Annotated in this window: 17 protein-coding genes; 5 read left to right on the top strand and 12 right to left on the bottom strand. The window is 46.9% G+C overall.

Annotated features, from left to right (window positions below):
* Positions 1–228 precede the first annotated feature (228 nt).
* Together AC6I8Y_RS01865 and AC6I8Y_RS01860 are read right to left on the bottom strand one after the other, a co-directional pair.
* Positions 229–1,503 carry a hypothetical protein gene (locus AC6I8Y_RS01865; RefSeq protein ID WP_394154647.1) on the bottom strand — a complete coding sequence of 425 codons (1,275 nt, stop codon included), beginning with the start codon at positions 1,501–1,503 and terminating at the stop codon, positions 229–231.
* Positions 1,504–1,525: 22 nt separating this feature from the next.
* On the bottom strand, positions 1,526–2,776 hold the full coding sequence (locus AC6I8Y_RS01860) for a magnesium transporter (RefSeq protein WP_498020680.1): 1,251 nt from the start codon (positions 2,774–2,776) through the stop codon (positions 1,526–1,528).
* 468 nt (positions 2,777–3,244) lie between these two features.
* Here AC6I8Y_RS01860 and zur point away from each other — a divergent pair, with 468 nt between their 5' ends.
* Positions 3,245–3,697 carry a zinc uptake transcriptional repressor Zur gene (gene zur / locus AC6I8Y_RS01855; protein ID WP_394154643.1) on the top strand — a complete coding sequence of 151 codons (453 nt, stop codon included), beginning with the start codon at positions 3,245–3,247 and terminating at the stop codon, positions 3,695–3,697.
* 8 nt (positions 3,698–3,705) lie between these two features.
* Positions 3,706–4,167, top strand: coding sequence for a chemotaxis protein CheX (locus tag AC6I8Y_RS01850; protein ID WP_234494614.1), 462 nt, complete (start codon positions 3,706–3,708; stop codon positions 4,165–4,167).
* A gap of 72 nt (positions 4,168–4,239) precedes the next feature.
* Here the strand turns inward: AC6I8Y_RS01850 and pmbA are convergent, their stop codons facing one another.
* Positions 4,240–5,583, bottom strand: a complete 1,344-nt coding sequence (gene pmbA, locus AC6I8Y_RS01845; RefSeq protein ID WP_498020679.1) for a metalloprotease PmbA — start codon at positions 5,581–5,583, stop codon at positions 4,240–4,242.
* A 117-nt stretch (positions 5,584–5,700) separates the two neighbouring features.
* On the opposite strand from pmbA, the gene yjgA reads away from it, so the two are divergent.
* On the top strand, positions 5,701–6,228 hold the full coding sequence (yjgA, locus tag AC6I8Y_RS01840; protein WP_042478731.1) for a ribosome biogenesis factor YjgA: 528 nt from the start codon (positions 5,701–5,703) through the stop codon (positions 6,226–6,228).
* A gap of 60 nt (positions 6,229–6,288) precedes the next feature.
* Here the strand turns inward: yjgA and thiQ are convergent, their stop codons facing one another.
* The 5 genes from thiQ to mpl all read right to left on the bottom strand — a co-directional run bounded on the left by thiQ (position 6,289) and on the right by mpl (position 12,046).
* Positions 6,289–6,993 carry a thiamine ABC transporter ATP-binding protein gene (gene thiQ / locus AC6I8Y_RS01835; protein WP_042478730.1) on the bottom strand — a complete coding sequence of 235 codons (705 nt, stop codon included), beginning with the start codon at positions 6,991–6,993 and terminating at the stop codon, positions 6,289–6,291.
* Positions 6,977–8,611: a thiamine/thiamine pyrophosphate ABC transporter permease gene (gene thiP / locus AC6I8Y_RS01830; RefSeq protein WP_498020678.1), complete on the bottom strand. Its 1,635-nt coding sequence runs from the start codon at positions 8,609–8,611 to the stop codon at positions 6,977–6,979. The genes thiQ and thiP overlap by 17 nt, the downstream gene beginning before the upstream one ends.
* A gap of 126 nt (positions 8,612–8,737) precedes the next feature.
* Positions 8,738–9,721 (bottom strand): thiamine ABC transporter substrate binding subunit, encoded by a 984-nt coding sequence (thiB, locus tag AC6I8Y_RS01825; RefSeq protein ID WP_498021420.1) that lies wholly within the window; start codon positions 9,719–9,721, stop codon positions 8,738–8,740.
* Positions 9,722–10,076: 355 nt separating this feature from the next.
* Entirely contained in the window at positions 10,077–10,697 is a 621-nt protein-coding gene (locus AC6I8Y_RS01820) for a flavin prenyltransferase UbiX (protein ID WP_498020677.1), read from the bottom strand.
* The gene (gene mpl, locus AC6I8Y_RS01815) at positions 10,697–12,046 is read right to left on the bottom strand and encodes a UDP-N-acetylmuramate:L-alanyl-gamma-D-glutamyl-meso-diaminopimelate ligase (protein WP_498020676.1); all 1,350 of its coding nucleotides are present in this window, start codon (positions 12,044–12,046) and stop codon (positions 10,697–10,699) included. Before mpl ends, AC6I8Y_RS01820 begins: the two co-directional genes overlap by 1 nt.
* Positions 12,047–12,331: 285 nt before the next feature.
* Between mpl and fbp the strand changes: the two genes are divergently transcribed.
* Together fbp and ppa are read left to right on the top strand one after the other, a co-directional pair.
* Entirely contained in the window at positions 12,332–13,345 is a 1,014-nt protein-coding gene (gene fbp, locus AC6I8Y_RS01810; RefSeq protein WP_252013222.1) for a class 1 fructose-bisphosphatase, read from the top strand.
* Between the two features lie 135 nt (positions 13,346–13,480).
* Complete coding sequence (gene ppa, locus AC6I8Y_RS01805; protein ID WP_128649142.1) at positions 13,481–14,011, top strand: inorganic diphosphatase; 531 nt, start codon at positions 13,481–13,483, stop codon at positions 14,009–14,011.
* Between the two features lie 88 nt (positions 14,012–14,099).
* Here ppa and AC6I8Y_RS01800 read toward each other — a convergent pair whose 3' ends face one another.
* From AC6I8Y_RS01800 to tamA, 4 genes are all read right to left on the bottom strand, one after another.
* Positions 14,100–14,459, bottom strand: coding sequence for a DUF2799 domain-containing protein (locus AC6I8Y_RS01800; RefSeq protein ID WP_394154630.1), 360 nt, complete (start codon positions 14,457–14,459; stop codon positions 14,100–14,102).
* A gap of 13 nt (positions 14,460–14,472) precedes the next feature.
* Positions 14,473–14,838, bottom strand: coding sequence for a DUF2799 domain-containing protein (locus AC6I8Y_RS01795; protein ID WP_394154628.1), 366 nt, complete (start codon positions 14,836–14,838; stop codon positions 14,473–14,475).
* A gap of 76 nt (positions 14,839–14,914) precedes the next feature.
* On the bottom strand, positions 14,915–18,670 hold the full coding sequence (gene tamB, locus AC6I8Y_RS01790) for an autotransporter assembly complex protein TamB (RefSeq protein ID WP_498020675.1): 3,756 nt from the start codon (positions 18,668–18,670) through the stop codon (positions 14,915–14,917).
* Positions 18,667–20,385: an autotransporter assembly complex protein TamA gene (gene tamA / locus AC6I8Y_RS01785; protein ID WP_252013211.1), complete on the bottom strand. Its 1,719-nt coding sequence runs from the start codon at positions 20,383–20,385 to the stop codon at positions 18,667–18,669. Before tamA ends, tamB begins: the two co-directional genes overlap by 4 nt.
* Positions 20,386–20,551 lie beyond the last annotated feature (166 nt).

Genomic DNA, 20,551 nt, shown 5'->3' with positions numbered 1-20,551 from the left:
TTGTTTTACCTAATAATTTTACCCATCAAATCCGCTTTGAATATCGTGGAATTATCCATGCTTCCCTGATAAAGCGGTTATCGTCATCAAGAAAAAGCAGCCAATCATACACAGAGAGCGGAAGAGTTTCAAAAAGAAAGCGAAGTAGCTAATCATCTAACCAACACAGATATCGCCATGTCTAACAGCCAATAACTGCGCTTTAAAGACCACCAGCTACCTTGCGGGTTATATTTCAAACCAACGACTGTTGTCCTTATCATTACAACGAAACGATTTTGTTATTGTGTTTCTATTTGATTGAGTGATTTGGATACAAATATGCAAATCACGATTATCTCGTATCGGTGTACGTTCACTTTCTCCATGCTGATTCAGCACTCTAAAATGCTGCGTCTTACGATATTTGTCTAAGTTGTTTAGTGATATTTGAGTCTCGCAGTACACTGATATCGAATGTTTACTAAGTCTTTTGGCAACAGAGATACTCTCCGCTTTTTGCAAACACAGCTTAGATGATGTTTTATGCGGGATAAATTGAGACTGCATCCGAGTTTTGCGCTTACCAATGATTCGAAAACTTCCAGGTCGAATCAATTTATATCTTCGGTAGAAATTAAATTTGTTAAGCAGCTTGGTGATCTTTACTTTGAGAACTTCTTTGACAACATCACGCCCACCATAAAGCAAGCAGATCAATATAAGTAGACTCAAAGTCAAATGTCCATCCTGTTTCATCAAATGAATATTGAACATTAACACGACTGACATAGCGAGCATGCTGCTTAAAGCAATGGTTATCAGGTGGTTTACGGATGCACGGCGCTGAGTACACAAGTGCTCATGCCGATAAGCCGGCCAACTAGAGGCAAACTCCTCGATTTCATCATGGTAGCCCGTTCCACGATATGCTTTCTTTCTCTGTTCGTATGGACGCCAGCCTGCAATATGGTTGCGTTCAAACAAAAGTCGAGAAAGACAGTTCAACACAGATTGCGATGACGACTCTGCATGATTGTCTCTCAACCTTTCATAGAGTTTTAACAGCTCTTGGCATGCGATGACTAATAAGCGTTGATGTAATGAGCGCGCCGATGGGCAACGCTCAAACAGAAGAGCAAACTTATAATTTACCCGCTCCACCTGCCAACACAAAGATGGCACGCTAGGGTATCCAGACTCACAACAAACCGAAAGACACCGTGCACGTATCGCAGTATGGAACGACGTTAGCCATTCCACTAGTCTACTTTCAGTTGCAGGACACCAGTGACCCATTTCCAGAGCGATGAACTCCAGTCGAGCTTCTTCAGTTAATAGACTATCAGTGTTGTGATAGAGGAATATTGAACGGTACAGATCATCAGTTGCCTCCTCACTGAAATCTGCAACTGAATAACGTTGGCCATCCATATAGATCTTGATATCTATGGTTCCAACCTCACCACCCCGTAGCATCTGGGACACCACTATAGCATTGCTCGCTCTCCATTCTATATTCATGATGACAACTCCTACTCTGAGGTTAAGACAAACCGAGTAATCGAGTAGTACAGAAGAAATAGATTAGCAGTCCACCAATATCAACGATGGTGGTTATCGCTGGACTAGCGACAACGGCAGGGTCAAGGTTGAGTCGTTTAGTCATCATAGGCAGCATAGCGCCAATAACGGTAGAAGAGACTATTTGGAAGAAGAGTGCTAAGCCAATTGCACAGCCCAACATGGTTAGTGTCAGATTCGCCGGCAACTCAACGCCATAAGACAGTAAGGTCACTTTCCCTAAGGTGAAAACAGCCAGTGCACCACCAATAACAATGGCAATGCGTGTCTCCTTCCACAACACAGACAACCAGTCACGAAGCTTGACGCTTCCTAACGCCAGAGAGCGCACTATCACAGTCGCAGACTGCGTGCCAGCATTGCCGCCAGAGTCCGCTATCATTGGCATATACAAGGCCAAAACCGTAAACGCTTCAATTGCATCTTCATAACTATGGATCACCATACCGGAAAACAAACCCAATATGGCTAAGCCTATTACCCAGACAATACGCTTACTCACATGCTCCATAACAGACAGGCTCATATAGTCGCCGACATGACCATCTTGCTGAATACCCATCAATCGTTCCATGTCTTCAGTTTGCTCTTCGGTAACGATATCTATCGCCGATTTAGCCGATAGCAAACCGACAGGAAGTCCCTGACTATTTAAGATTGGAACAACGTCAAAACGACTTTGCTTGAGTAGCGCCACCGCATGTTCTTGTGATGCGCTAAAATGACAGCTGATGGCATGCTGTACAATCTCAGACAGTTTTAAATTAGATTGAGACTTAAACAAAATATCCAGCTTAATTAAGCCAACAAACCGTCCCAGATCGTCGACGATAGTAAGACAGGCAAACTCAACATACAGACTGTTCAGCGCTTTTTTCGCCTGCTCTACGGACATATCATGATAGAACACTGTCATTGCAGCGGAGTTAACAGTATGGATAACGGGATGCCTTGCTTGAAGAAACCGCTCTATATCTTGCTGATAGTCGAACCCCTCTAGAGAATAAAGACGTTGAAGCGACTCTGCCGATAACTGCTGAGTAAAACAAAGCGTTTGCTGAATGTATTCAGCGTTAAAATGTTTGTTAAGCTTTTGTATCTCACGCATTTCAATCCAATGATTAAAAAGAGTGAAATCTACTTGAGTCGCGCCGGACTCGAAGCTAACGGTTTGGTGATGGTTGTATTCGTTTACGGTGTTAATAATGGTCATGATAACGCACCTTTTTATTAGATATGACGATCCCTTGCTCCATTCGAGCAATAGACAAAACAATTCATTTTCAGGTGGTTACTAACAAGATAACGTTTGAGTTTCAGAGAAAGAAACCAACGTCATTTTAAGAGAGCGAGAAAAGGTGAAGGGGATAACAATGTTTAGTCTATATTACTCCAATAAGATCCGCGCTCTTGAGCTAGTAATCCACCTTCGACTGTCGTTTTCCATAATATTTCTCCTGTGAAAATATGGGCGCATGGTAGGTATCCGACTCCTCATAGTCAACAGTGCGAATATACAACTTGGCAACTTTGATGTTGCAAAATATTTCATCCCTTTATTCAGAGCCATCAGCAGAATAAAGTGACGAATCGGTCAATACGAAAATTCGAGTCAGCCTACTAACGATCTATGTGAGGAATTAGTATAAAATAGTCAGACTTCGCTAAGATAGGTGGACATGTGGATCAGAAGCTAATCAAACAACTAGAAGATATTTGCTCGGCACGAGGAGTTCGTTTAACACCTCAGCGAAAGCGTGTGTATGAACTCATTTGTGAAAGTAACAAGGCGTCTAGTGCTTATGAATTACTTGACCTGTTAAAAGTGAGTGAACCACAAGCGAAACCGCCAACAGTCTATCGCGCTTTAGACTTTCTTTTAGAACAAGGATTTATCCACCGAGTTGAATCTACCAACAGTTTTGTCTCTTGCTGTTCATTTGGTGAGCATAAACACTACTCGCATCTGCTGATTTGTGACAAGTGCGGTAATGTCGTTGAACTACAAGATGATATTCTGATAGCCTTGCTTAATAGCAACGTTGAAAAACATGGCTTCCAATTGTCAAACCACGTCATAGAAACTCACGGCACATGCCAGACGTGTTTATCATTGGAAGAGCAGAATAAATAGAAGAAGTTATGCGCGCTGAATTTGTAAATCCGTTTTTAGCCTCACTGATGAACGTGCTAAAAACGATGGCTTCAATGGAGATCAAGCCACTTAAGCCAAGAATTAAAAAAGACGAAATCGCTCGTGGCGACGTCTCTGGTCTAATCGGTATGGTAGGGAATCAAACCCGCGGCTCAATGTCGATTACCTTTGAAGAGGGATTAGCCCTCGAGATCATGCAAAACATGTTAGGGGAAAAACCCCACGGCTTAAACGAAGAAGTCACCGATATGGTGGGTGAAATTACCAATATGGTAACAGGCGGAGCGAAGCGTATCCTCGCGGAAAATGGCTTTGACTTTGATATGGCAACACCCGTAGTTGTTTCGGGCAAAGGACACACCATTCGTCACAAATGCGATGGCGCGATTATCCTCATGCCATTTACCTCTGAATGGGGTAATGCCTTTATTGAGATCTGCTTTGAGTAGTGCATAAAATCGAAATGATAAAAAGGGCGTCATTGCAAAATGACGCCCTTTTTCTATCTGGTCATCGAGTGGTTATTCACCTGCGACTTTCAATGACTCAAGCAAAATAGAACCGGTTTGGATCTGTGAGCGAGTTTCGACATCATTGCCTACCGCTACGATCTGTTGGAACATCTGAGCAAGGTTTCCGGCTACGGTAATTTCGGATACTGGGTACTGGATTTCACCATTCTCAACCCAGAAGCCTGCCGCTCCGCGAGAGTAATCACCGGTGACAATGTTCACACCCTGCCCCATCACTTCCGTGACCAATAAACCGGTACCAAGCTGTTTGAGCATGGCATCAAAATCTTGCCCTGTCGATTTCACAAACCAGTTGTGGATACCGCCCGCGTGACCGGTTGGTGTCATCTTCATCTTACGCGCTGCATAGCTTGTTAGCAGGTAGGTCGCTAATTTGCCATCGGTAATGATATCCATGTCCTTAGTGGCAACGCCTTCGTTATCAAACGGGCTTGAAGCCAAACCGCGCAGTAGGTGCGGTTTTTCTTGCACTGAGAACCAATCTGGCAGAATCTGTTCGCCCAGTTTATCTAGCAAGAAGGATGACTTACGGTAAAGGTTACCGCCACTGATACCCATCACTAGGTGACCAATCAAACCAGTTGCCACATCGTTGGCAAACAGCACTGGGTATTGACCCGTTTTGACCTTTCTTGGGTCTAGACGCTCAACGGTTTTCTTGGCTGCCTTCTCACCAACAGATTCTGGTGTCCAAAGATCATCACGGTGGCGCGCTAGCGTGTAGCTATAATCACGCTCCATATCACCATTTTCACCCTGACCAATCACGCTACAGCTGATACTGTGACGGCTAGAGGCGTAACCCGCTAGCAAGCCATGCGAGTTACCATAGACTTTTACACCATAGTGGCTGTCATAGCTGGCACCATCGCTTTGTTTGATCTTATCGCTATATGCTAACGCGGCTTTCTCAGCGGCAATGGCTTTTTGTGCCGCGGTATCCGGGTTAGGCTCATCAGGATGGAACAAATCGAGATCTGGTATATCCGTTACCATCAGTTCTTTTGGCGCAGGACCAGCGAAAGGGTCTTCTGAGGTGTACTGGGCGATATCCAATGCCGCTGCAACGGTCTGCGCTATCGCTTTCTCACTCAAATCGGAAGTAGAGGCGCTGCCTTTTTTCTGTCCGCGATATACGGTAATGCCAAGTGCACCGTCACTGTTGAATTCTACATTTTCAACCTCGCACATGCGAGTGGATACGCTAAGACCTGTGCTCTTGGTGATCGCAACCTCTGCAGCATCTGCACTTACTGAAGCCATATCTAACGCTTTCGCAACTGCTGCTTCTAGCTCAGCTTTTTGCTGGGCGACTTGCTCTCTTACGTCCATATTTATCTAATTCTTTGCCAATAACTTTGTCTAGAATAACAAGGTTTTCGCATTCTCCCCAGATTTCTTGCTAAAATAGCGGATATTCGTAATGAGATAGTGATATAGGCAGACATCATGGCCCGCAAAAATCAGAAAGCGCCTTGGGAAGAGGAAGAAGAGATCATTTGGGTAAGTAGAACCGAAATGAAAAACGACATGGAAGAGTTACAAAAACTCGGCGAAGAGTTGGTTGATCTAAAACCTGCTGTGTTGGATAAATTCCCACTAAGCGAAGATCTGAGAGAAGCGATCGCAGATGCGCAGCGCTTTAAGAACGAAGCTAAGCGTCGTCAGTTGCAATACATTGGTAAGCTAATGCGCACCGAAGATCCTGAGCCAATTCAAGCCGCTCTTGATCGTGTACGTAACAAGCACTCTCAATCTACTGCAGCTCTGCACAAGCTTGAGCAATTGCGCGACCGCATCATTGCAGAGGGTGATGAGGCAATTGCAGCAGCAATGGAGCTTTACCCTGAGCTTGACCGTCAGCGCTTGCGTCAACTTGCTCGTCAAGCAAACAAAGAGAAAAAAGCCGGGAAGCCAGCAAAAGCATTCCGTGAAATCTTCCAGATGCTGAAGCATGAAGAAGAGCAAGAGTTCTAAACGTTAGGCTCATCGTGATATCAAAAAGGCAACGGAGTGATTCGTTGCCTTTTTGTTTGCCTAATGCGCAGCTTGTACAAATGCCGCTAATGCTTGGTTAGGGTGCGTTGAGGTTAATTCTTCTATCTCCCCGATTACCTCGATTTTGCCATTGGCAAGATAGGCAAAACGATTGGCAATAGCACGCGCGTCACTAAGATGATGCGTCACCATAATCACCGTTGCCTGTTTTTCTGTTGCCAAGTCTTGCACTACCGTCAGCATCTCTTTGCGAAGGATGGGGTCAAGAGCGGAAAAAGGCTCATCCAAAAGCCAAATAGGATGCGGCTGCACAAAACAACGCGCAAGGGCAACTCGCTGTTTTTGACCACCTGAGAGCTCTGAGGGTAAGCGAGTTAACATCTCTCCTAACCCTACCTTTTCTGCTGCACTGACCACCGTTGCCTTGTCCGAACTGGTCAGTTTGAGCGCAGGGTTCAATCCCAACCCAATATTGTCGAACACCGTCAAATGGTCGAAAAGGTTGTGCTCTTGAAATAACATAGAGAGTGGTCTTTCATGAGGCTGCAAAGACGTAATACCCCGCCCTTCGACCTCAATATCGCCAGATTCTGGCTGACAAAAGCCAGAGACCAAAGCTAATAGTGTTGACTTGCCAGCCCCGCTTGGACCAATAAGGGAAACAATATCGCCGCGTTTTACCTCGAGCGAGAAATGAAACCAATCACTATGGTAACGATAGGCGACGTTATTTAGATTCAGCATGACGAGAGCTTTCCTGACGTTTGGTTTGAGACGTGACGGTATGTGAGTACGAGGCTCGATTCAATGAATCGGTGAGTGAAAAAATACCAATGCTGAAAGCAAATAGCACCAGTGACACTACCGCTGCGGCCTCAAGCTGGTAGCTACCCATCAACTGATAAAGGTAAAGCGGTAAGGTGTTAAAATCTTGGCTGCCAAACAGTGCAATAACGGTCAGGTCACCCATAGACAAAATGAAACTGATGGCAAAAGCATGCAGAATCGGAGCACGAATAGCACGCCATTCCATCAACCAGAACCGACGTAATCCTTGCATGCCTAAGCTCTGCCACAATGGATAGTACTGTGTCGCAATACGCTGCATCGGTTGATTTAGGGTTTTGATGACATAAGGCAGTGCCATCAAGGCATTGACCAACACCACGATGCCAAACGCCAAGCTAAATACGTTCGTCATGCCTCGCAGCATCAAGAAGGTTGCTGTACTGAGCACTAAGGCGGGCGTAACTAAGATGATGGTACCAATGAGCTCAATGCTATCGGCGCGACGTGGCTGAGATTTGAGCCTAAGCACACGGGTGGTTGAGAGCAAGATAACACCCACCAGCAGCGAGATACATGCCGCAAGTATGGCCACTTGGATAGACGTGCTGACAGCACTCCAAAAGCGCAGGTCGCTAAGCACGCCCGTCAACTTTGAGTTCAATCCACTGAGCACAATAGCGAGTATCGGAGGGATAACGAGCATTAGGGTTGCTATGATCCAAATACTATCCCAGCTCTTTTTCAACACCGTGTCTTTGGGCTGTAGGCTTGGTTTTGTGCGAAAATTACTCTTACCCGATACCTGTTTGCTAAAGCGTCCCACCAACATCACTAATGAGGCGCAGATGCCCATCTGCCACAGCGCTAGCACAGCGCCAGTCTGTAAATCAAAATCAAACTTTATCGCTTGATAGATGGCAAGCTCGATGGTGGTCGCCTGTGGACCTCCCCCCAACGCCATTACCGTGGCAAAGCTGGTAAAGCACAGCATGAAGACCAACCCAATAACATGGGGAAGATGCGATTTGAGCCTTGGCCACTCCACCAAACGAAAACATTGCCAACTGTTCATACCAAGATGAAGCGCCAGTTTACGCTGCTCTTCCGGCACGCCTTCGATGGTCACTAACAACAGACGTGTAGCAAAGGGAAGATTAAAGAAAACGTGCGCTAGGAGAATTCCGTTTAGCCCATAGATGGAAAAAAGCGCCGCGCCATCATTAAGCCACCTTGAAATGATGCCTTGATTGCCATAGATGGCAACAATACCAAACACACCGACCAGAACCGGCATCACCAAAGTAGTAGCAAACAACTTGAGCAGCCACTCTCGTCCCCAAAAATGACGACGGGAGAAAGCGTGAGCGACAGGCACGGCTAGCCCTACGCTCAATAGCGTAGATAGGCTTGCTTGCCAAAAACTAAACTTGGCAACGTGCTGATAATACGGGTCAGTAAAGAGAAGACCGATATCGCTGATCGAAGAGTATGACAGCAGTGTCCACAGGGACGCTGACACATACACTGCGATAAACAAGGCGACCACTAAGCCAGCTTTAGGGGTTTGAATCACAGTTACCTCAATGGAAAGTGGATGCCTGAAGAAAGTCACTCTAGGGATGGGAAAGTGACATCATCGGTTAGCGAAAACCGCTCGCCCCCTATCTATATAAACGAAGGGCGAACGTATTTCTGGGCGTTACTTGATCAGCGCAGCTTGCCACTCACGAATCCAAGCTTTGCGATTGCTTGCGACTTCATCTGGTGAGAACGACAGAGCTTTCGCTGGAATAGTTAGGTTTTCAAACCCTTCTGGCAGCTTACTATCTACAACAGGGTACATCCAGTTTCCAGTTGGGATGTTGGATTGGAAGCCGTCCGATACAATGAACTGCATAAACTCGTCGGCGAGTTTCTGATTTTTACTGCCCGCTACTTTCGCTGCAACTTCAACCTGAGTGTAGTGACCCTCAGCAAAGTCAGCCGCGACAAAGCGATTATCTTGCTCAGCAATAATGTGATAAGCCGGCGATGTGGTGTACGACAATACAAGATCCGATTCACCCTCTAGGAACATCGAATAAGCTTCTGACCACCCCTTAGTCACCGTCACGGTTTTCTTCGCTAGCTGCTGCCATGCCGCACTAGAATCGTCACCGTACACCGACTTCATCCAAAGCAATAAGCCTTGCCCTGGCGTGGAGGTGCGAGGGTCTTGGTAGATAACCTTTAGGTCATCACGCTGCTCGACCAGCTCCTTGAGACTCTTAGGCGGGTTAGTCACTTTCTCTTTGTTGTACACAAACGCGAAATACCCGTAGTCAAATGGGACAAAAATATCATTGCTCCAACCGTTTGGTAGTGACACGGAAGACAAGTCTGCGTTGTGCTTCTCGAGCAGGCCTGATTTCTTCGCTTCACTCATCAAGTTGTTGTCCAAACCCAGCACCACATCAGCTTGTGTGCTGCTGCCTTCTAGGCGCAGTCGATTAAGGATCGAGACACCATCGTCAAGGGCAACAAAGTTTAGATCACAGCCACATTGTGCTTCGAATGCTTTCTCAATCGCAGGACCAGGTCCCCAGTCAGAAGCAAACGAATCATAGGTGTAGACCGTCAGCGTGTCGGCTGCGGCAAGATGAGAGGTCGCAAGAAGTGCGGTCGCTAGAGCGACTTTGGTGATTGAGTGGTTTTTCACTGGTTCTGTCCTTAGTTATTGTTGTCAGATCCAGAAAAAATGTCGGAACGTTCTATAGCAGCAAAGAGCTATTAAACGCGATGCGATGGACAGAAATAACAGTCACCAGACATCATGATTCAAACCAAGTGAACATGCTCAGTGAGTATTGCAGCCTCATCCCTACGCCAGCATTATCTGGATCAGGGCTGTTCTCGAAAGTACGCGGGTATCAGGCTTCGCCTTCTCTCAGCACCACTGCTAGTGCACCCCGTGAGTTACAACCTTTTGCAGGCGAATTGTAACCTTTTCGTCACAGATTCGCCAAATCTATCCTTAAATTCAGTTAGCCCACACTCAATTACCGCTGGTCATATCCCCAGCGAGGCACAAGGTTTTGCTCAAGCCCCATATGATCCAACACGCGAGCAACAATAAAATCCACCAAGTCATCAATGGACTGAGGCTGATGATAAAAGCCAGGCGCCGCTGGCATAATCGTCACGCCCATCTGTGACAGCTTGTGCATGTTCTCCAGATGAATGGTCGAAAATGGCGTTTCACGCACCACCAAAAGAAGCTGACCTTTCTCTTTGATGACCACATCCGCAGCACGCTCGATCAGGTTATCTGACATACCATGCGCAATTGCCGCCACACTGCCCGCAGAGCATGGACAAACGATCATTTGCTTAGGTGCCGCAGAGCCTGATGCGACAGGAGAGAACCAATCCTCTTTACCACAAACAACCAGCTTCTCTGGGTCGCAGTTAAGGCGCTCGACTAGGGCTTTGTGTGCAGCATCTGGACCACTTGGCAGCTTGATATCGTGCTCGGTCGCCAACACCACGCGAGCTGCGGAAGATATGAGAAGATAGACGATGTAATCTTGAGCAAGCAAACATTCGAGCAAGCGCATGCCATAGGGCGCGCCTGACGCGCCAGTGAATGCAAGAGTAATGGCTTTGTCTGCCGGTTTCATTAGGCAAGTGCCTCCAGTAATTTCTGATGAATGCCACCAAAACCGCCGTTACTCATGACGAGGATTTGATCACCCGCTTGAGCCTGAGCCGCAATCATTGCGACCAGTGAATCGATATCATCACTGACGCGAGCAGGCTGAGTGCAAGCCTCAGCAATGTCTTGCACGGACCACTCAATGCTATCTGGCTGGAACAAGAAGACTTGGTCGGCTTTGGTTAAAGATTGCGCCAGCGTCTCTTTGTGCACGCCGCGCTTCATGGTTGCGCTGCGCGGCTCTAAAACCGCAAAGATTCGCTTATCGCCGACCTTGTTACGAAGCCCATCCAATGTGAGTTCAATGGCTGTTGGATGATGAGCAAAGTCATCATAGACCGTCACTTGATTGACTTCACCTTTTAGCTCTAAGCGTCGCTTGGTATTGATGAATTTACCCAGCGCTTCGCAAGCGAGATCCGGTATTACTCCAACATGTATCGCCCCAGCGATGGCCATCAGTGCATTATCCACATTGTGATCGCCAACCAAATCCCAGTTGACCTCCCCCACTTTTTCGCCGTGCAAGTAGACCTCAAAGTGTGAGCCGTCGATATTTAGCTTATTCGCATGCCAGTCGGCGTCAGGACCGGTGTGCTCGACCTCACTCCAGCAGCCACGCCCTAACACATCCACCAAGGCTTTATCGGCTTTCGGCGCCATAATGCGACCGTTACCTGGCACGGTTCTCACTAAGTGGTGGAATTGGCGCTTGATCGCCTCAAGATCATCGAAGATGTCCGCATGATCAAACTCTAGGTTATTCATGATCAAGGTGCGTGGGTGGTAGTGTACAAACTTAGAACGCTTGTCGAAAAAAGCACTGTCGTACTCATCCGCTTCGACGACAAAGAACATCGACTCACCTAGCCTTGCCGACTGACCAAAGTTCCCTAACACCCCGCCAACCAAGAAGCCCGGTTGATAACCGCAGTCTTCTAATATCCAGCTCAGCATACTGGACGTCGTGGTTTTTCCATGAGTTCCTGATACCGCCAATACCCAGCGGTCATGCAGTAAGAATTCTTGCAACCACTGAGGACCTGAGGTGTATCGAAGATTGTGATTAAGTACATACTCGACACAAGGATTGCCACGACTCATTGCATTGCCGATAACAACAAGATCTGGTGCAGGGTTAAGCTGCGATGGGTCGAAGCCCTCGATGATCTCGATACCCTCAGATTCCAATAAGGTGCTCATTGGGGGGTAGACATTGGCATCACAGCCCGTCACTCGATGTCCTAACTGCTGCGCCAAAACGGCAGCGCCACCCATAAAAGTGCCGCAGATACCAAGGATATGAATATGCATAACTTGCTCTCTTAATCTTTGTTGCGTGTTAGTTTACGCCATTGTCGCTATATATACCCAAAGCGCGTGTTAAAAGCGAGAAAGTTAGTGGTTAGACAAATAAATGTGACATTCATCATACAAATTAACACTCTGTAGTCTTACTTCATTACCATTAAAAAGTTCTGCCCCCTACAATAACCATGTGTGTAGATGAATACCCCCAAACTCGCGCAATCGTTTGATTACGCGTCTCTCCACGCACATACCCCCAAGAAAACAAGCAAAAAAAGTTAAGGATATAACATGTCTGATATGCGCACCCTTGGCGAATTCATTGTTGAGAAGCAACATGATTTCCCCCACGCTAGCGGTGATCTCTCCTCTCTTTTGTCTTCTATTAGACTTGCTGCAAAAATTGTTAACCGCGAAATCAACAAGGCTGGTCTTGTTGATATCACTGGTGCTGTTGGCACAGACAATGTTCAAGGCGAAGCTCAACAAAAACTTGATGTCTATGCGAACGATAAGTTCAAAGCAGCGCTAGAAGCGCGTGACCAAGTTTGTGGTGTCGCGAGTGAAGAAGAAGATGAGGCAGTTGCGTTCAATAAAGAACTCAACAAGAACGCTAAGTATGTTGTGTTGATGGATCCTCTAGATGGTTCATCAAACATCGATGTTAACGTATCGGTTGGTACTATCTTCTCTATTTACCGTCGAATCTCTCCGGTAGGCACTCCTCCTACTCAAGAAGACTTCCTGCAGCCTGGTAACAAACAAGTTGCCGCAGGCTACGTCGTCTACGGTTCATCAACCATGTTGGTATACACAACCGGTAAAGGCGTTAACGGCTTCACCTATGACCCGTCGATCGGCAGCTTCTGCCTATCTCATGAGAATATGATGATCCCTGAAGATGGCACTATCTACTCGATCAACGAAGGAAACTACATTCGTTTCCCTATGGGTGTGAAGAAGTACATCAAGTACTGTCAGGAGAATGTGCCAGAAGATAAGCGTCCGTATACGTCACGCTACATTGGTTCATTGGTGTCCGATTTCCACCGCAACCTGCTAAAAGGCGGCATTTACCTGTACCCAAGTACGCAGAGTCACCCAAGCGGTAAACTGCGTCTACTTTACGAGTGCAACCCTATGGCATTCATTATGGAGCAAGCCGGCGGTGTCGCTTCAGATGGTGAACAGCGCATCATGGATATCAAGCCTACTGAGCTCCACCAGCGCGTGCCATTCTTTGTCGGCTCTAAGCGAATGGTCGAAAAAGTCGAATCATTCCTCGAAGAGTATAAAGACCAATAACTTCGAAGTGCCTCTCATTAGAGGCACTTTTTGTTTCAAAAGTAAGCAAGTATACTGACCTGTAAACGATTCGTGTTTCAGCCCCACATTCCTTGCGTCAAAGGGAATGATGTATAAAGAAAAAGGAAAGTCAAAATGAGCTTAAACAATGTACCAGCGGGTAAGTCGCTGCCTGATGACATCTATGTAGTAATCGAAATTCCTGCCAACGCAGACCCTATCAAGTACGAAGTAGATAAAGATTCTGGCGCAGTATTTGTCGATCGTTTCATGTCTGCCCCTATGTTCTACCCATGTAACTATGGTTACGTTAACCATACGCTCTCTTTGGATGGAGACCCGGTAGACGTATTGGTTCCAACGCCTTATCCATTGATGCCAGGATCAGTGATTCGATGCCGCCCAGTTGGTGTCTTGAAGATGACTGATGAGTCAGGTGAAGACGCAAAAGTGTTTGCAGTTCCACACAGCAAGCTTTCAAAAGAGTACGACCATATTCAAGATGTCGGCGATATCCCAGAGTTACTAAAAGCTCAAATCACGCAATTCTTTGAGCGCTACAAAGAGCTCGAAGCAGGTAAGTGGGTGAAAGTGGACGGTTGGGCTGACGTGCAAGCCGCTCGTGATGAGATTCAGTCTTCATACGACCGCGCGCAAGGTAAGTAATCGAAACGGTAATTAATCGAAGTAAACAGCATTTAAAAAGCTCTCGGCTTAACGCTCGAGAGCTTTTTTGTGGATGACGCTTTACTGCTCAATAAAGGCTTCGGCCCCGCGAGGCTTTGCCGTTGTTGTACCAAGTACGAAACGTCGGCCTTAACTCATCACAAATGCCGCGATAGAGCTCGCCTTTCTTACCCAGAATCTTGGGGTCTTGCTTACAGTACTCTGCTCTTCCTTGCTCGTACCCATCAGAATACGCACTGTAGATCTCATTCGTTACTGAAACCGTTGCAGCCGCTGCTAGCTCTTGCTTGGTTTGTTTGACATAACCAACCAGCGCTTCCTCTTTGCCATATTGACGCCAATCGCTCGGCTCATTGCTTGCTGGTCCTGAAGACTGCGCACAAGCGACCAACAGCAACAAGGTTAGGGATGCTATTAACACTCTCATTTCTCCCCCCTTATCAACGTCGAGCGCGGGCATTCTTGCCACGCCAATATTCTTCGGCGTAACGTCTATCTAAGTCATTACAGATGCCATAGTAGATCTTTCCTTGGTGCCCAAGAATGAACGGGTCTTGCTCACAATATTCATTCTTTCCAGATTGATAGCCCGATTGATAACTTTTGAAATTATCATCGCTGATATTCGGCACTTTTTTGGCAAGTTCATTCTGGCTTTCAATGATGTAGCCTTTCATCGCCCACTGGTAACCAAAATCTTGCCAGTTCTGTTGGTCACCTTGTGTCGGCGGCTTGAGCTGCACGCAAGCAGATACCAGCACCAATGTACTCAGTAGTAATAAGTGTCTCTGCATTTTCTTTGGCATAGAACCTCCTATTCACTCATCTAGTACGAAACAGTCTTGTCTTTGCATCAACTCACAGCTCTTCGTTCGAGGACCGCTAGTCGACCTCAAACTGATATAAGAAGGTCACCGAACTGTACAAGCCCGATACTGCTTCTACGTAAAAATCTTCGATAATTCGATAGCGCACCGTAAACTCACCGAGTGAGTTGAAGATACCCACGCCATATTTGACCTGAAGCCCAGGCAATACATAACCACTGACCGTTACCTGTGAGTCATCACCGGTACCCGCGGTGTCTAGTTGTAGGTCTTGTACACCGAATGCCTGACCAATATCACCCACAACCTTACCGCTGCGAGCGAGACTCAAGCCGATCAAGGTCGTTGTTAGCGCGTTGCCCCCCGTCTCACCATCAATATCCTGACCTCTAAGTAGATAGGACAGCGCATTTGCCTGTGGCATTGTCGGGTCAGAGAAGATCTCGATTGTCGGCTCCGTCGCCAATCCAGAGACTTTTACCCCTGCTTTAACATCATCAGCCGTCGTATCTGGATTTCGAATCGCGGTAATGTTGACGTATGGCTGATCTACAGGTCCCGTCATCAGGATCTTACCCTCTTCGATAAGAAGGTCTTGACCAAATGAGCTATAAGAACCGTCCACAATGTTCACTTCACCTTGGACAAACGGACCTTGGTCTTTTTGCGAAACATGCAGTTTGCCACGCAAGCCGCCTTTTAGACCGAACGCAGTAATGGTGAAATCATTGCCAATAGTGATCGAAACGTCAGTTTCGATATTAAATGGCACCGCCGTTTCTTCGTCGACAGGCGTCATATCAGGGTTTAATAGAACCTGATCGCTTGAGACAGCAACCGCACTCTGTGGCAGTTCCTCGACTAGAATTCGTCCCCATGGCAAACCGATAGAACCCGTTACTTTAGCTAGATTAGGGTTGGCCTCTATGGTCATATCTGGCACTACTTTGACTTTCACCATGGGCGGAACATCCACATTCAGCTCGTCTGCAAACACTCTAAGTTTAGTACGCCAAGCCTTAAGGTCTTGCCAGTTACCATCACCCGCTAGTTTTAGCTCACCGTCAGAGGTTTGAATCTTGGCATCAAGCAGCGCATCGTAGCCACTAAAATCTATGTCTACCTGACCAGAGTCAACTTGGATTGGCGAGATATCACCTTGCAGGGAGAGATCGGAAACTGAGAACTGACCGAATAATTGCGGGTGCAGTGCGTCACCTTTGATCTTAATGTCGGCAGCAAGGTTCGCTTTCAGCTTATTGAACTCACCAACGATAGGTTGCAGAAAGTCTAAATTAAACGTCGATAGGTTAAGCTCGCCATCGATGGTCTTATTTTCTGCCAATACATTCGGCAAGGTTACTTTGCCCGACAAGTCACCATTATCTGTAACATCAATTAGCCAACTGGCATCAAGCTTGTCTTCCGCAAGATTTGCTTTCACGCTCACTTGCTCCCAACCAACGACTAGTGGCGTTTCTATATTCTGAGTGACAGTGCCTTTTGGTAGTGCCACATCCAGTTTCACTTCTGGTGATGCATCAGGAGCCCACTTCGCCCACGCGGTAATATTGGCACTGCCATCAATGACCGTATTTTCCGGAATGTAAGCTTTAATCTGATCAAAGTTAAAATTCTTGATCGTAACAAGCGCCTCGCCCGACTGTCCCGCCTCAATATCTTTCTCTAGACAAAGTCTAGAGCCAGCTTGTGCCCAGCAGTGCGCGGCAACATTGGCAACCTGTTTATCAATATCAACCTTGATGGCGACGGGCTCTGTTAGGTCTAACGGCCCTTGTTCCGTTTCAATATGAACGTCAGCCAACTCTCCTGCCCATGCAAGGCTCGGCTTCTCTGTCAATGCTCCGCTAACAGCAAGCTTAATCGAAGCAAGCTTGGAGGCCACATCGAGTGTCAATGTATGCGCAGCCTGCGTCCCAGAAAGCGTCACGTTTGCAGAGTCGACCATCTGATCCTGATACTTGAGCCCGCTCGCATTCAAACGAATATCAGCCTGTGCTTGCTCAATCGGCAGAGGTTTAGCGGTACCCACTAAAGAAAGCTGCTCAAGACTTGCATCTTGTTTCCACTGAACCTTTTCGATTCGCAGATCGGTAGCAATATCGGGCTCTTGCATCGCGCCTTTGAGCTCAACATTCCCTCTCAAAATGCCGGATAAATCGGGGACGGATTTCGCTAGATCAGAAAAGTCGATATCGACCTTCATATCCCAAGTTTTGTCCAGCTTACCCTCAGCATTGAGCTTGTTCGGTCCGTGAGCGATGGATAGCCCCTGAGTATCGACCTTGAATTCACCTGAACCAGTCTCATCTGACGCCTCAACTTGCCCCTTGATATCGATAGGGTAGTCACGCAGAATACCAACCACATCGAGTGTCGGTACGGCTACTTGCCATCCACCCGCATCTGTTAGAGAGCCCGAGGTAACAATGTGCCCACTGATATTACCCTCAGCATCTGGCCACTGTAGTCCTGGCTGAATATTGGTGAGATTAATGTCTCCTTGCCAATTCACCGGCGCTGCCCAGTTAGCCATCACTTGACCTGACACATTACCACCTAGGCTATCAATCGACAGTTTGCTCAAATCTATTTGTTCGAGGTCGCCTTTACCGACAAGATCGACGGCAACATCCGGAATCTCTTTACCGGACGCGGAAGCTTCTAAGCTCACATCATACCCATCGAGTGACCCTTTGGCCGCCAATGACTCAACGGCAACTTGGTAGTCTGATTCGCCGGTGAGAGGCCAAGTTGCCTTGGCGCTGGTCATGGTGGCATCAAACGGTAAAGTCGGCTCTAAGGGCTTCAATTGCCCTTTGAGAAGTCCCTCGATAACACCCGTAAACTCACTGTCTAAGGTGAGATCTTCGACACTGCCATTTGCTTTAAGCGACAGTTTTTGGCCTGCCAGATCGGTTTGTTTTAGGTGAGCATTGAGCAGCAAATCGAGAGGATACCCTTGATTAAGTGTAATATCACCGTTAAGTGAGGCATCAACAATCGGCATCTCAAGCTCAAGATTCGTCACGCGGACATCGTGCTCACCGGCCCGACCTATGAGCTTCAAACGATCCACGATAACAGGCTCTTCCTGCTCCAATTTAAAGTCAACAATCTCGAGACCCGCAATGTTAACAAACAGCGGGATCAGCACCTCGGGAAGCTCTATGGCTTGAGGGGTATCGTCTGTCTCTGGTGTTGGTTCTGGCTCGCTTTCTGATTCTGGAAGCCTTACTATAGGTGTCACTAAACGAGTATCGCCCACCGTTAAGTTAGAGCCAGTCATGGCAAGTGAGGTGGTAAAACTATCCCAACTCACCTGCGTCCCAAGAATATCCAGCTTGATGTCATCAAAACTGACTCGACCAATCGCAACAGGGATTGGCAGACTGATCTTGGTCAGAGGTTCACTTGGCTCTGGCGATGGCTCACTCGGAGCGACCTCTGGCATTTTGAAATCCAACCCCTGAATCGCCAATTCGTTCACACACACTCTCGGGTCAGACAGGCAATTGAGATCCACCGCCAAAGTTAATGATTTAGCGTCTAAGTCGATAAATAGACTTTCATCGACAAACTTCACATCATTGAGGGTAAATCTAGGGAATAGAGCACCTTGTGTCTCACCAACCTCAAGTTGTGGCAGTGCCTTGTTAACACCCCACAACACAGTATTAAGACCCGCATTAGTAAACAGCGCGAAACCAATCGTTGCGATGATAAGCAAGATTAAAGTGACAAGGCCAATAGAACACCATTTGGTGACACGCCAAACTTTCGACATCATAGTTCTGGCCCTAAGCTAAAGTGAATTCGCCATTCGGCTTGTGGTTTGTTATCTAGTCCGCGTGCATAGTCAAATTTGACGGGGCCAACTGGTGACACCCAACGCACGCCGAAGCCTGCGCCTCGTTTCCATTCTGGATCATCATCAAAGGCATCACCCACATCAAAGAAGGTTGCTCCCCACCAGTTACCGGTGATTCGATATTGATATTCGAGGGTGCTGGTTGCGATGTATTGACCACCCGTCTTGTTTCCTGCGTCATCCACTGGCGAGATACTCTCGTAGTCATAACCCCTAACACTGTTATCACCACCAGCGAAGAAGCGCAAAGAGGGTGACAGTTTAGACGGTTCCGCCGCTATGTTGGCACCCACATCGACCTTGAATAAGCCTCTATGGTTTTCACCGAGACTCGAAATCCAAGTCGAGGTACCTCGAAGCCTGAATACAGAGGTTTCCGACAGTGCTCGCTCATCCCCTACCTCAAACATAATGGTTTGCTTGTTACCGCTCATAATAAGCGGCCCACTACCACGAGTGACTACTCGTGAATAGGACAAGCCTGGCAGAACAAACTGACCTAGCTCACCCTGCGCGTTAAACTCATAGTTTTCAACAAGGTAACGAATATAGGCGGTACGATGCCAACCACTGTCTAGCACCCAGTGTCTCTCGAAGGCTAGGTTCGACTCCAAGGTTTTCTTATCACTACGGTTAACGTTTTTTAGACCGTATTGAATGACGTAGTAATCTTTGAGCACGTCGTCGAGAGGAATTTTATAACTTGCCGTTACTTGTTGCTCTGGAATCGACAAGTCCAAGCTGGTATCAAAGCTATGCCCATGCTCATTGAGCCAAGGTTTCTTCCACTTGAATTTAAGCTTAGCGCCAACATCGGTTGAATAGCCCAAACCCGTTTCAAACTGATTTCGCACTTGCGGCGCCAGTGACACCTTCATCGGCAACTCGCGCCCTTTACCCACTTGAGAGAGATCAGGCTCAACAAATACTGATGAGAACCATTCCGTATTGGAAAGATTTTGGTTGTGCTGACCCACTTTGCTCACTTGATAATCGTCACCGATCTCATAAGGCTGCAGTGACTGAACCTTTTGAATATCAATTTGGCTGCCTGTAATGGTCGACTTACCAAACTGATAGCGAATGCCACTATCATAGTGAAGACGAATAATCGCTTCATTAAGCTTAGGAATAACCTCCAGACGACTGACAGAGTAGGCTCCGTCGAAATATCCTTTTTGTAGCGCTAAGTTGCGAATGCCAGACTTAAGGCTATCGTATTGGTTATGGTTAAGGGTCTGGCCCTCTTTTAACGGTGAGAGCCTGATAAGACGCATGAAATCTTCATCATCTTTCGCCTCTCCAGAGAGCTGTACATCGACAAGCTTGATCCTAGTTGGAGGTCCTGGGGTCACATTGACGGTAAGTTGATCCCCTTTATCACTGACGACAAAATCAATCTCTGGGTTGTAATATCCTAAAGCATTGATGGCTTCTTCTATCTCTTTGGTCAATCGAGACTGGAACCTGAGTGATGTGGAGTATTCATTAGTGGGGATCGCAGATACATACGCATCGACATTATCCTGAAGCGCTCCGCTAAGTCCTTTAATATCCAAAGAAACGCTCACTTCGGCAAATACCAAAGTCGGCGATAGGATCAGCAATAGCGGTGGTAAAAGTCTCTTTATCATGCTTTATTGTGAGGCTGTGATGCGTTTGTTTTTGTTGTTACGTAGAATGATAACTCTGATCGATTTAGATGTCTTCAAGCAACAATCAAACAGATGCTATATCGGTGTTATATTTTAGTTTTCAGGCGCTTCGCACTTGAAATAATAGTCTAGAAAAGGAACTGAC

This window comes from Vibrio sp. KUL78 (assembly GCF_059725505.1).
Note: the sequence above shows the minus strand (reverse complement) of the source record. Positions and strands in the feature narration are given on the sequence as shown.